11 protein-coding genes are annotated in these 14189 nt (G+C 33.0%); 2 read left to right on the top strand and 9 right to left on the bottom strand.

What is annotated here, in order from left to right; all coding sequences use genetic code 11:
- Positions 1–10: 10 nt before the first annotated feature.
- Positions 11–667 carry a TrmH family RNA methyltransferase gene (locus ACFFGA_RS13365; RefSeq protein ID WP_386064828.1) on the bottom strand — a complete coding sequence of 219 codons (657 nt, stop codon included), beginning with the start codon at positions 665–667 and terminating at the stop codon, positions 11–13.
- A gap of 247 nt (positions 668–914) precedes the next feature.
- On the opposite strand from ACFFGA_RS13365, the gene ACFFGA_RS13360 reads away from it, so the two are divergent.
- Together ACFFGA_RS13360 and ACFFGA_RS13355 are read left to right on the top strand one after the other, a co-directional pair.
- Entirely contained in the window at positions 915–1589 is a 675-nt protein-coding gene (locus tag ACFFGA_RS13360) for an SIR2 family NAD-dependent protein deacylase (protein WP_386064827.1), read from the top strand.
- Between the two features lie 7 nt (positions 1590–1596).
- Complete coding sequence (locus ACFFGA_RS13355) at positions 1597–1989, top strand: hypothetical protein (RefSeq protein ID WP_386064826.1); 393 nt, start codon at positions 1597–1599, stop codon at positions 1987–1989.
- Positions 1990–2110: 121 nt separating this feature from the next.
- On the opposite strand, the gene guaB is transcribed toward ACFFGA_RS13355, so the two are convergent.
- From guaB to ACFFGA_RS13315, 8 genes are all read right to left on the bottom strand, one after another.
- Positions 2111–3580: an IMP dehydrogenase gene (guaB, locus tag ACFFGA_RS13350; RefSeq protein WP_386064825.1), complete on the bottom strand. Its 1470-nt coding sequence runs from the start codon at positions 3578–3580 to the stop codon at positions 2111–2113.
- A 78-nt stretch (positions 3581–3658) separates the two neighbouring features.
- Positions 3659–6088: a TonB-dependent receptor domain-containing protein gene (locus tag ACFFGA_RS13345; protein WP_446697949.1), complete on the bottom strand. Its 2430-nt coding sequence runs from the start codon at positions 6086–6088 to the stop codon at positions 3659–3661.
- The gene (locus ACFFGA_RS13340) at positions 6066–7430 is read right to left on the bottom strand and encodes an HTTM domain-containing protein (protein WP_386064824.1); all 1365 of its coding nucleotides are present in this window, start codon (positions 7428–7430) and stop codon (positions 6066–6068) included. Before ACFFGA_RS13340 ends, ACFFGA_RS13345 begins: the two co-directional genes overlap by 23 nt.
- Positions 7431–7481: 51 nt before the next feature.
- Entirely contained in the window at positions 7482–8600 is a 1119-nt protein-coding gene (locus tag ACFFGA_RS13335) for an imelysin family protein (RefSeq protein ID WP_386064823.1), read from the bottom strand.
- 77 nt (positions 8601–8677) lie between these two features.
- A complete protein-coding gene (locus ACFFGA_RS13330) occupies positions 8678–9862 on the bottom strand; it encodes a DUF4856 domain-containing protein (RefSeq protein WP_386064822.1) in 1185 nt (394 codons plus the stop codon).
- Positions 9863–10008: 146 nt separating this feature from the next.
- A complete protein-coding gene (locus ACFFGA_RS13325) occupies positions 10009–12204 on the bottom strand; it encodes a PepSY domain-containing protein (protein WP_386064821.1) in 2196 nt (731 codons plus the stop codon).
- 15 nt (positions 12205–12219) lie between these two features.
- Positions 12220–12705, bottom strand: coding sequence for a DUF2271 domain-containing protein (locus ACFFGA_RS13320; protein ID WP_386064820.1), 486 nt, complete (start codon positions 12703–12705; stop codon positions 12220–12222).
- 5 nt (positions 12706–12710) lie between these two features.
- Positions 12711–14189 (bottom strand): ankyrin repeat domain-containing protein, encoded by a 1479-nt coding sequence (locus ACFFGA_RS13315; protein WP_386064819.1) that lies wholly within the window; start codon positions 14187–14189, stop codon positions 12711–12713.

Here is a 14189-nt window from a genome sequence, read left to right as displayed (position 1 = left end):
TTACGAAAAATTAAGATTGAGATTGGTAATGTTCTACAATGGCATCATAGTTTTTGATGGTTTTTTTAATCCAATCGAAACGTTTCTCAATAATTTCATCTTTAGATAGTTTCCAGTCAATACTGGATTTTCTCAATTTAGACGTGACATGCTGGAGAATAATTGCTGCCGAAACCGAAATATTTAAACTCTCTGTAAAACCAACCATAGGTATTTTGAGAAAGCAATCTGCTTCATCCAAAACATGTTGAGATAAGCCTTCTGTTTCTCTTCCGAAGAAAAAGCACGACTTTTTAGTAATATCGAAGTCTATTAAATCGCAATCCTCCGCATGTGGACTTGTCGCTACAATTTGATAACCTTTAGATTTTAAATCCGAAATACATGCTTTTGTGGTATGATACCGATTTAAATCCACCCATTTTTGAGAACCCATAGCTATCTCTCTATCAATACGCTTAGAGTTAACTTCCTCAACAATATTAACTTCTTGTATGCCAAAAACATCACAAGAACGAATGACTGCACTTGTGTTGTGTAATTGGTAGACATCTTCAGTGGCAACTGTAAAATGCTTTGTGCGCTGTGCCAATACTTTTTTAAAACGTTCTCTTCGGTGGTCTGTGAGGTACGTTTCTAAATATTCAAGAAGTTTTAAATCACTCATGAATCAAAAGTAGTAAACCTAAATTAAAATTGAACTGTCATTGCGAGTGAAAGCGCAGCAATCTCGTGATATTTTATACTGTGCATCATAAGATTACCGCGTCATTCGTTCTTCACTCCTCACAATGACAGTTATATTTTATATTTTTAGATTATGAAAGCCCATAATGAGCATTTGGCAGACTATAGAAATTGTCCTCCAATATAATTAATTATTAAACCACAAGTTCTTGAAAAAATTTAAATAGATGAAACATATCGTTGTATTAACTGGAGCTGGCATGAGTGCCGAAAGTGGTGTAAAAACCTTTAGAGACCATGATGGTTTATGGGAAGGTCATGATGTTATGCAAGTGGCTTCACCAGAAGGTTTTAGGCAGAATCCAGAATTGGTGTTAGATTTTTATAATCAAAGACGTCGACAACTTAAAGATGTAAAACCCAATCAAGCACATAAAGATTTAGCTGCTTTAGAAGCAGATTATAAAGTAACTATTATAACACAGAATGTTGATGATTTGCACGAGCGTGCTGGTAGCAGTAATGTAATACATCTGCATGGAGAATTGCTTAAAGTTAGAAGCACAGGCAATTACAATGATATTAAAACTTGGACAGAAGATATTAATCTTGGAGATGTCTGTGGTAAAGGCTATCAACTACGACCACACATTGTTTGGTTTGGTGAAGATGTGCCTGAAATTGAAACTGCAGTAAATATCTGTTACACAGCAGATATACTCATTATCATTGGCACCAGTATGCAGGTTTATCCTGCCGCCAGTTTAATAAATTATGTACAACCAAATATTGATATTTATTATATAGACCCAAAGCCTGCCATTACTAATAATGGCAAAGTTACTGTCATTGCTAAACCTGCAACGGAAGGGATGAAAGACGTATTATCATTTTTAAAATAGAAATCAAATGAGGACAAAACTAACTTTAACAATGCTCTACTTAGTTGTTTTGCTCTCATGTCAAAACAAAAAGAAAACAGAATCGAATAGTAATATTAGTGAAAAAGATTGCATCGATAAAATACTACTAGATGATAGTAAACTTGGTAAAATAAGAAACCATGAATGCGAAACTATCACGCTTCAAAAGACTATAGATAACTATGTAAAAGCTATGCGAAAGCTTAATTTTGAAGGTTGTCCAGAGGAATTTAGTGTTGCATTTAAAAAACATATTTCTGCTTGGAATAACATGGGAAAATTTACAGAAAACTATCCTGAATTGAGAGGTGAAATGCACGATCTTTTTGACAGTATTGAAAAATCCAAGGACAGCGCAACCTTTAAACCTTTGCTGTAAACCATTTGGGATACTTGGGCAGATATTGAAATAGCTCAAACTAACCCAATAAAAAAAGCAGCATCAATATGATACTGCTCTATATTTTTAATCATAAGATTCCTGCCTTCGCAGGAATTAGTTACCTAGAATAATTAGGTGCTTCCTTAGTAATAGTTACATCATGAGGATGGCTTTCATTAATACCAGAACTGGTAATCTTTACAAAACGGCCATTTTCTTTTAAGGTTGCTATGTCTTTTGCACCGCAATAACCCATACCAGCTCTTAATCCACCAACAAATTGATGAATACTTTCAAACAATTCTCCCTTGTATGGCACGCGACCTACGATACCTTCTGGCACTAGTTTTTTAATATCATCTTCAACATCTTGAAAATAACGGTCTTTACTTCCTTGTTTCATTGCCTCTACAGAACCCATTCCTCTGTACGATTTAAACTTTCGTCCTTCGTATATTATGGTTTCACCAGGACTTTCCTTAGTTCCTGCTAAAAGTGACCCTAACATTACTGTATCTGCACCAGCTGCAATAGCTTTAGGAATATCTCCTGTATAACGAATACCTCCATCTGCAATTACTGGTACTCCAGAACCTTTTATGGCTTCAGCTACTTCCAATACTGCTGAAAACTGTGGAAATCCAACACCAGCAACAACTCGTGTTGTACAAATAGAGCCAGGGCCAATACCTACTTTAACAGCATCTGCTCCAGCTTCTACTAAATATTTAGCAGCTTCGCCTGTAGCGATATTTCCAACGATAACTTCTAAGTCAGGGAACTGTTGTTTTATGGATTTTAATATCGTAACAACACCAACCGTATGTCCGTGTGCCGTATCAATGACCACTGCATCTACACCTGCTTTTACCAAAGCTTCAGCTCTATCTACAGCATCTCCCGTTACTCCTATAGCAGCTGCAACACGTAATCGTCCGTAAGTATCTTTATTGGCGATTGGTTTTTGTGTGACTTTAGTTATATCTCTAAAGGTAATTAAACCTGCTAGTTTATCTCCTTCAACAATTAATAATTTTTCAATTTTATTGGCTTGTAAAATTGCCTCAGCATCTTTTAATGAAGTTCCAACTGGTGCTGTAACCAAGTTTTCACCTGTCATAACCTCAACAATAGGTTTGTCGTTAGCATGTTCAAAACGCAAATCTCTGTTTGTAACAATGCCTTTAAGAATCCCTTTGTCATCTACTATTGGAATACCACCAATACTATGTTCTCTCATAGCACTCTTAGCATCTAGCACAGTAGCTGTTAGAGGAAGCGTCACTGGGTCTATAATCATCCCACTCTCAGCACGTTTAACACGTCTTACTTTTTGAGCTTGCTCTTCGATAGTCATATTTTTGTGCAACACACCTATACCACCTTCTTGTGCCATGGCAATTGCCATTTTACTTTCTGTAACCGTATCCATTGCAGCCGAAACGACAGGAATGTTAATGGTAATATTTCTAGTAAATTTTGTTTGAATATTTACTTCGCGAGGAAGTACTTCAGAAAAAGCTGGGACTAATAGGACATCGTCGTAAGTAAGACCTTCTCCTAGGATTTTGCTTTCGTGTGCTATCATGATGCAATTAAAATTTAATTGCATGCAAAGATACGATTAATATTACTAACCTAGTAACAATTAGCTTTTTTAATTGTTTTAAAACTTAAGCTCCAAAGTCGTATAGAAATTGCGTGGTGGAGACGTTAAAATCCCTGGACCTGGATAACCTGTGGCACGTCTTGTAAAATATGTATTGTCAAGCATGTTATTTAGTCCCGCTTCGAGTTTTATGTTTTTATAGGAATACGAAAATGAAATATCCAAAATATCATAAGACGGTATTACACCTATAACACCAGAACTTCCTAAAGGGTCGCTATTTGAGTTTGTTGCATCCGAAAATTGATCCGAAAGATATGAGTATTGTACATTGGCTTGAAAGTCATCATAACCAAACCGCAAACCTGTTTTAATGTTTAACTCTGGCACAAACTCTACCCTATTTCCTTTTATTCCTGTTTCATCGGATTGTACATACTCTGAATGTATAACCGAAGTATTTAAAAAATAATTGAACCTAATTCTGTTATCTTGAATGAAAAGCTTATTTATATCTAAATCGATTAAGGATTCTAATCCAAAAATAAAGGCGTTACCGATGTTATCTCTAACCTTTCGCACACTATTATCCGATTGTGTTTCTAAGGTGATTCCTATTCTATCATTATAAAAGAGGCTAAATGCACTGATATCATACGAAACCACTTTTTTATAAACACCTCTTACACCAAAATCTGCAGTTAAGCCAGTTTCGTCAATTAACTCCCTAACAGCAAAATTTGGGTTCACAAGATTTATGTCAGAAAATGTTACGGAACGGTAATTCTGAGAAGCATTGGCATAAAATTCTGTTTTATCATTAGGCTTATAACTGGCACCTAAACCAAACAGCACAAAAGAACGTTCGTTAATGTTATCTGAAAATTCCGTTTCATTTAAGATGACATTACCAGCACCATCTAAATTGATACGTTTAGAATAGCCATCACTTTCGGTCTTAATATACTCGAACCTAAAACCAGGTGTTACTGACCATTTTTCGTTAAGGTACAATATGTTTTCACCAAAAAACGCCAAGTTTATATTAGGATTCTTAAAGTTCGATTGGTTTTGATAGTTAGGATATATTTCGGTTTGTAAATCAAAGTTTGGCCCTGAACCATCTGATCCTGGACCTTGAATGGATCTATTATTTGCCTTATAAAATTTTGTACCGATTAGACCTATAGATTTTTTTCCAAATAACGTATAGTTGTTTAATAATCTGGCTTCAAAACCAAAATTTTTGTATTCCCCTTTTATTAAATCCCTCTCACTATTATTGTCTGGTATATCTTGTCTGTTTTCTCTAAACCCTAAGGCATTTCGCTCTGCATTTAAACCAAAAAAATTGAATGAAAAATTAGTCTTGTCAGAGAATTTATGTGATAATTTTAAATTATAAAGCATCCAGTTGACCTGAAACCAGTTTCGTTCTCTATTACTCTGAAATGCATCTTCATTGAACATAGCATCACTTAGACCTCCTGGCTGTTGCGACAAATACTTTAAATAAGTAACCTCACCAGAGATTTTAGTTTTTTCAGATAAATGATAACCCAAATGTACAAATGCATTTTTAGATTCAAACTCAGAGTTTGGTCTAAAGCCATCACCTTTTTTGTAATTAAAAAAAGTATAATAGCTCCATTTCTTTTTAGTACCGCTTACACTAGTAAAATTGGTATAAAGTCCGTTACTACCCAATGTATTTCTAGTTAAAAATTCAAGTGGTTTATTAGCGTTTGGGGATTTGAATTTAAAATTAACAAGACCTCCAAACTGCGTTCCATATTGTAATGATGCAGCACCTCTTACCACTTGTATTTCTTCTAAAGCCTCTGCTGGTGGTGTATAATAGCTTTCAGGATATCCTAATACATCTGCACTTATATCATACCCATTTTGTCTTGTATTAAAATTTGACGTTCTGTTTGGGTCTAAACCTCGTCCACCAATATTTAACTGCAAGCCAGCATCGTCATTCTGAAAAATATTAAGACCTGCCACCTGACTATAAATTTGTCTTGCATTATTGGTAGCCATATTTGCCATAGATTGATCAACAAGGATAACCTCTGTTTTCTTTCCTGCATAGATTGCAGTTTCTTCGACATCTTTTAAACGACTCAATTCAAAAACCTTAGTTTTTCTCGCAGTTATTTCTACAGCTGAAAGTTGTTCGCCTAAAGGTTCCAAAGTTTGATTGATTATGACATCTTTTTCAATATTAATATTGACTTCTTTTATTTGAAATTCATAAGAAAAAAACACCAAGGTTAGATTTGCTTTATTTGTAGAAAACTCATAATACCCTTTAGTATTAGTTTGTGCCAATTTACCTGAGGTTTTATCATAGATTTCCACGTCTGCCAATGGCTCTCCTAAATCACTTGTTACAACACCTGAAACTTTTTGTTGCGCAGAAACAATTAACCCTAAAAAGAGTACGATAATGAGTATGTTATAATCCTTTAATTTCATCATTAAATGGTAAAATCCAACTTTTGTGCTTAAATGTATCCTTAATGTTATATAAATCTACTGTACTATCTATATATGGTTGACTCATTCTTCCGTTGAGTGCTACATGGCAATCAACAAAAACCTGAACGTTTTTATGACCTTGACCAGTAAAATGGTCTCCCAAATAATGGGCATATTCTAGAATAAAATCTGGCTGAAAACTCATCTGTTTTTCTTGTAACGGAGTTAGGAAATCAGTGTTATCTACATAGAAGTACTCACCCGTTTTTCCGTTAACAATTTTAAAATTGGCATAGCCTGCTTTTTCCATTAACATCACTCGCCAAGAAAAACGATAGCCTTCCTCTGTCCAAAACAATTCACCTGGATACAAAAGATAGCGCCACGGCAAAACCACTTGAATAGCAAAAAAAACAGCCATAATCCATACTATTGGCTTACTGTACTTATACTTGAATGAGCTAGATTTTATAGTCTGAAAACTTAGATTGGCTTTTTTTAATAGATGCTTAATGGTATTTAATATTTTTTCGTGCACGCGAGCGTCAAAAAATATGAGCGCACATACAATCATGATATAAGGAAACATTCCTATTTGAAATAATACGCGCGTAAACACATGAAAAACAACCACAAGGATAAAAGCAAAACTTCTGGTTTTTTTGAAAAACAACAAAAATGGTATGGCTAAGTCATATAACATACCTGACCAACTCATTGCGAAATGAAACCAATCTTTATGCATTAAAGTTTCACCAATTAATGGCAAATCGTATTTAGATGGCAACCATATCTTTAGTGGCATAGCTCTTAGAAGCCAATCACTATTTAATTTTGCCAAGCCAGCATAAAAATAAACCAGTGACAATAACAGTTTAATACTATCTATAGTCCATTTTGGAATGGTGTTGTATTGTTTTTTTTTAAGCAGGTTATCTATTGAAAAATAGGCATTCGCTGGTAAAAAAATCATTAAAAAGCTTAGTACACTGATAAAATAATAATGGTTGAGATATGTTGTTTTATCCATTAATTCTATGTAGGTAAAACTTAGAAAAAATGTTAGTATAGCTATACGATACTTTAGTCCTAATGCGACAAATAATGCTGAAATAGCACAGATAGCAAATAATACATACGTGTAATTACCTAATGGTTTTACCCATTCAAATCCATAATAAGAAAAATGAAATTTAGGATCTATGTATAATTGTTCTATCCAGCCTTTTATCCAAAACCTAATGATACTCACAAACATCATAAGACCAAACCCAATTCTAAAAACCGATAAAGGTGCTGGATTTGTCTCTTTTTTTAAATAATATGCTAATCGAGTAACCATAAAAAAATAGGTTGCCTAAAAAGACAACCTTAAAAAATAAAATTTTATCTATTAATCACCATCACTATCTGTATAGTCAATGATAAAATTAAGTGCTTGCTTCATATCAACTTTTAACTTAGGCACAGCTGCCTGAATAACATCATAGACTATTGTCATTTGATTGTTATTATCTATTATTTGTTGATAGAAATTGTCGTTAAGTCCGTTAATGGCATTTCTAGATGTCTCAAATTGGTTATTGATTTCTGTAACCAAGTCTGAACGGTCCAAGAATTCTAAATAGGTTTTTAAAGAAGGGCCTTCTGTTGTGCCATCGTATGCTTTACCGTTAAATGTATTTTCTATCGCAGTTAAAGCTTCAAGTGCCAATGTTTTAGATACTGTTTTTTTGTAAAAGGCTTCTACTTTTTCTGGTAAAGGCTCATTAGAAAACACTCCTATAGGAATACCTATTTTTTCTGCTCTGAACCCTTTTTCATAAAAGAAAACCAAATCATTGGCCATCATATTAAAAGAACCATTTAATCCGCTATCTGTATTATTTACAAAAGTATCTCTGTAATTGTTTTGCCAATCATTTAAAATAGTGGCATTGGTTGTTAACATATGATTTACTAAATCCTCTAGATAACCTAAATATCCCGTAGCATTACTGTTTATTGTAAACTTATCGATTGGGTTAGCATCTGTATCTGCTACACCATGGATTAAAAAATCGAGCCCAGGGAAACCTTGTGAGTTGTATGTTGGTATTGCTTCTAAATCGTAATTACCGTTGGCTGCAAATCCTTCAATATCAGTTTTGGTAATTGGATACCTATTAAAATAAGTTCTAAAGCCACGTTCACTATCAAGAGAAGTTAATTTTGCTTGGCCAATATTAAACATTTGCACATGTTGCCATACTTTATAAGCCTCTAACCATGCATCACTTAACGATTCCAGATTATTTTCGGTAGTATTAGCTGAAAATGTTTCTCTGGCTGTTTCTAAAGCTTCTAATTTGGCTTGTAAATCCTCGAATATTGGAATTATAATGTTATCTGCTGTGTGCGTTAAAAGTGCTCCTCTATCAAAGTTATCTCCACTGCTATTATTCTCATCAGAAGAATTACACGCAATAGCCAATAATGCTATCAAACATATTAAGCCTACTCTTTTTAACATGGTGTCTTTATTTTTTTTGCAAAAATAAATAAGCATAAACTATCAACCTAATGAAGTTTATGCTTATTATATTTCAATTAATTACTTGCTTCTTCTAAGGTAAAGTTAAAACGTGCTGCAATATCTTCAGCAATTTCATCTAATGTTGTAGATGTTACATCCCAAAAACCATTACCTGCCATTAACTGGTCTAAGTAAGTTTGTACTTCTGCTCTCGTAAAATATGGTACGTTAGTGTTTGGCTGACGTGTGAATTGTAAGCTATAAACAAAACCATAACCTTCTGACAAAGAATGAAATGCACTAGCATAATCAGTTCCTAAGCTTTCTTTTCCTGCTTGAAGATAATATACTGCTCTTATACCTATAACTTCAGATATTTTTTCTCTAATGATTTCTGCTTGTTCGTCTCTAAGGTCGTAGTCTTTTGCTACAATTGCAGCTCTACCTAATTTAAAAGCATCGTAAATAGTTTCAGCAAAATCACTGAAATCCTCATCACTATTAACACGCAGCAAATACTTATTTAAGAAACTATCTTGATTAAGCTCTGGTGCAACTGGGTTGTCTGTACCATATAGATACCCAAATGCTTCGTCCCATTTGTGCTCCATATTCGTGTAATTTGCACCTTCTAAAAGTACATTGTTGTCATTGTTAGTTCTATTATCACCTTCATCTAAAACTGAAGTACTTAAATAATTGTTCAGTATTTGATCTGCTGTTAATGCACCAATAAGTCCTTTAACAAAAGCTTGATCATATTCCAAACCTTTGGCACTAACATATCTTGTTGTTCCACCTGCATCTTCAATATTACCAGCGACACCAGCACTAGCATCTGTATTCCAATTTGGGAACACTTCGTTCACTTGACTGCTAATCCAACCATCAAAGTCTGCTTTTATGGCATTAGATTCCGTTGTATTTGCAGAATAATAATCTGTTGATGCTGCTGTTTTGCTTCTTATATCTTTTGTTGAATTGTTTAATTCTTCATTAGAAAAGTAATTTCCGGTATTTGTGAACATTCCGTCTAGAATAGCTTCTGTATTAGAAGAGTTTTTTAAAGCACTACCTAACTCACCTCCCATTAATAAGCGATCTGTTTGACCACTATAACTCACAGTTGAAATACCATTTCTTTCAAATTGATACGCTGCAGGTGCGTCAACATTGTTATTATTAGAACTGTTATCATCACTTGAACATGATGTAAATAAAGCTGAAGCTACAAGTAGACTTAAGGCTATTTTTTTCATTTTTTGTCTGTTTTTTATTGTTATTTAGACTTGATATAAATAATTTTCAGCAAAAATAATATGTATATCGGAACATGCAAATTTTATTTAGATTAATTTTAAATACGTTAAAATTTATTAAAATGGTACGTTATCACCTAATCATTTCAGTAACAATCCATTAAAATCTGCTCATTATTTTCAAACTTATGCAGAGGTTGTTTTAGTTTTTCAATGGTAATTTGGTCAAGCATTTCTAAAACTCGATTTTGCATGGCTATAGAACCACAAATCATAATTACAGCTTCATTTTTAAGGGCATTTGCTATAAAAACTGAATGTTCTTTAATAATATCCTGAACATAAATTTTGTTATCCTGCTCTTGTGAATAAGCTACATTTACACTATTTAAAGCTTCTGTTTCTAATGCTTTTTCAATATAATTTTGATAAATTTCTAAAGATTGCTTAGTACGGCCTCCCCAAAATAAATGAGTTTTGACATTAAGATGATTTTGATTTATCATTCCTAAAAAAGGGGCAATTCCAGTTCCATTGGCAATCATTATTACCTCTTTAGTATAAGTAGGAAAATGAAAATCCAGATTGCGTTTTACTTTGGCTTTTATAGTTTCACTCGTTTGTAATTGTGATAACCAAGATGAACAAATTCCGAATTCATATTTTTTAATACTTAAAATGATATCACCATCTATTTTACCTATAGAATATAGACGTTCTACTCCATCTTCTTTAGGATAAAAACCTATTAAATCACCTGATTGAAACTTCATCTTTTTATGTGGTTTCAATTGAATGACAAAAGTCTCATCCCTATTTAGCTCTGTACGTCTTATGACTTTAAAATCCTTTAATGTCTTGAGCTTAACATTAGATTTTGGTGGCTCTATAATAAGCTGCAATTGGTTAACTTCATTCCATTGATTTACCCATGTTTTAAAAGCTTCAAACGACTGATTGTTTATTTTAAAAATTGGCAAACTTCTTTTAAAATTATATTGTTTTTCTAAAAAATCATCAACCTCAACAGCATATTTACAATACTCTGGGTACATTAGAGACCCAAAACCAACTACCGAAAAATCAATCGTTTGTTCTTGCTTAACAGAACGTAATAATTTTTTAAACTGCTTAGCGCTAGTTGGTGCTTCACCCTCACCATAAGTAGATGTAAATACAATAATTTGTTTAGCATTTTTATAATTGGAATATTGATTTAATGTTGAAACATAAACTGATTTACCAGCCTTAAGTAATGCATTATAAAACTGATGTGCAAACTTGTTGGTATGACCAGTTTCTGTACCAATTAGAATAACATACTCTGCTGCGTTTTTATTGAATTTATTTTTAAGCTTAGACCTTTCGCCAAGACGTTTTAAACTCATGGCAAATCCTGAGTACATAAAAAATAAAATAGCAAAACAGGATAGTAACAATACTATTGACCAAATTATTGTCCCTTGTCCAGTATGTAAAATCACACTCCAATACGACAATTTACTCACCATTGGTGTTTTAGCTTTACTTAAAACATCACCTGTGTACTGATTAACATAAAATTCGCCAGATTTGGTTTTTAGTATAAAATAGTCTTCTTCATCTTCTGAAAATGGAAACTCTAAGCTTATTAAATGGTCTAAATTTGTGGTATTAAAAATTTCAAAATCATTTACAGCTTGCTTTTTTGAAGTATTATGTTCTAATGCTTCATGCTTTAATTGACTTGAAGGCAAAAGATTGAACTTTTCTAAGGACAAATACACTCCCGTTAAAGTGATAATAACTATTGGAATTAAAAACCAACGGCCTAAAACCACATGGTAATACTGCAGGATATTTTCTTTTACAACCTTAGAGAAAAACTTTTTAATGCCACCTTGGCGTTTTAAAATTAATTGTATTCCGGTTACTGAAATTAGAAACAATAAAAATGAAAACAAGCCAACTAAAAAACGGCCTGTAGATTTTAAGAATAACGAACGGTGTAAATTGGTAGCAAATTCAAAAATCGGTGCTTTTTTTTCTATATCACCTATTTTTTTGCCTGTTTTAGGATCTAAATAGAATGTTTCACTATCACCTTCAAGTGAAAAGACGGAAGCTTTTACAAAGTTGTTACTATCTACTTCTAAACTTACAACTTCATCATATTCATTTTGAAGGACTGTAAGTGTTTCTGCGACATTTACAGTACCTGTATTACTTACAGCATAAGGCTTTAACTGGTTAGATATTGGCTCAAATGCCAAAATTATACCTGTTAGTGTTGCCAGAAGTATAAAAACAAAAGAAGATATAGCCAAAGCAAAATGACTATATCTCCATATTGAAATTGTCATATATAAATTGGTAGGTTATTGAGGCATTAATCTTACGTAACGAATAAACCCATTACCTTCGTATTTGCCCTTTACATTAGCAGATGTTAACTCCAATTCAACATCCTGAGTGTAATATTCTTGATCTTCAACAGCAGCTTCAAAACGTAGTTTATAGCCTTTGTCTAATTTATCATTATCAATTTCTATGACACTAATTGAACGTTCTCCACCGCTTATAGTCGCGCCAGTAATAGCATCAATATTGTTACGTTTTTTTCCATAAAAATCCCACCAAGATTCTACTGTATTATACCACTCATCATCTTCACCTTTTACGTGCAATGTCTTTTCGTAATCACCTTCTGGATTAATAAGAGATATTACGATGTATGCACCTTCTCCATAGTAGTTGGTCATCTGGATCATACATTTATATTTTGTTGATTCTGTAATTGTGGTGAAGGACATAAGTCCTAAAACAACCACTAAACTTAATACTGCTATCCTATACGTCTTCATCTTTACTACTTTAAAAAGTCTATAGAAATGTTATTCTTTTTTAATAATTCGTTTTCTAGTGCTAAATCAAAAGCAGATTCCTCAAAATCTGTTGTAGCTTTTTTATCTGCTCCTTGCGCAACTAAAAACTCTAAAATTTTAGCATCTTTAGCTTTCATTGCTGCAATATGAAGCGCTGTATTGCCTTCCTTATTTTTTGCATTAATATCTGCTTTATTAGCCAAAGCAAATTCTAATAATTCTAAACTTTGCTTTTCCACAGCCATATGGTATAAAGTGTTTCCGTTTCGTTGTACGTCGGTAAGATTTACTCCACTTCCTTTTAACAACTCAGCTTTTTTTCTGAATTGTTCCTTATCTCTTAGTGAAAATCCTGAAACTAAGTAATACGCTATATTATTACCATCCTTATCATTTAGCTTGGTTGTGGCCTTTTTGCTTAATAGAAACTCAACAACTTCTGCAGAATTATATTTTACAGCTAATGCCAAAGCGGTTTCTCCTTTATTGTTTGAAACATTGATGTCCTTTACTTTAAGGATTAAAGTTTTTAAAACACTTAAATCATTTCTAGAAGCTGCATTAATAAAGGCTGTATTGCCATCATTGTCTCTAGAGTTTACGTCCAATCCTTTATCTAATAAGTAATTAAGAACTTCTAAATCCTTATTTATAGATGCTACAACATGAAGAGGTGTTACACCTTCGTCATTAGCAACATTAGGATTTAAGTCAACACTTTCTAAATATTCATAAGCGCTTAAGGTATTTATATGTCCTCGAGAGCCAAAAGCAGTAAATAAAAAAGCCTGGTCTGTGCCTTTAATATCTTTTGCTAAAAGTGTATTCATCAAAGGTGTATTACCAGTTCTAGCAACATAATTAAAAATTCCATTTCCACTATTGTCCTTGCTATTAATATCCAGACCTTTTGACTGAAAATAACTTACCAATTTTAATTCTTCATCAGTTGGTGCGGCTAGCAGCAATGCATTAGCACCATCAGGATTAGTTTTTGAAATCTGGTCTTTATCTTTATCAAAAATTAAATCATATACTTTTGGGTTTTTTTGGCCTGCTCCTGCTGCAAAAGTGACTATAGTATTGCCTTTATCATCTGTTAGATTTGTTTTTGCACCATTTTCTAGTAAATACTCTATCAATGCAGAGTTGCCTTTGTATGCAGCCCAAAATATGTAAGTTCTACCATCGTGAGTTAGTTTATTAACATCGTTTCCTTTTAGAGAAATCATATAAACAATACTTTCTAAAGGAGCGTTTTGCAAAATAGCATACACAACTCCATCAAAATTATTGCTATTGGCTTCAGAAGGAATATTACCTTCTAAAATTTTCTGTTTTATAACTTCAACACTAGGTTTGGTATCCCAAAAATCACGCTTTAAAAATACATTGTCTTGCGAAAAACATAACCCACAAATACATAATGTAATAACTGCCAAATAACTTTTATAATGTTTCAT

It is taken from the genome of Winogradskyella pulchriflava, from assembly GCF_042434315.1.
GTDB classification, from domain to species: domain Bacteria; phylum Bacteroidota; class Bacteroidia; order Flavobacteriales; family Flavobacteriaceae; genus Winogradskyella; species Winogradskyella pulchriflava.
The sequence above is the reverse complement of the archived record's forward strand: the minus strand, read 5'-3'. Positions and strand labels throughout refer to the sequence as shown.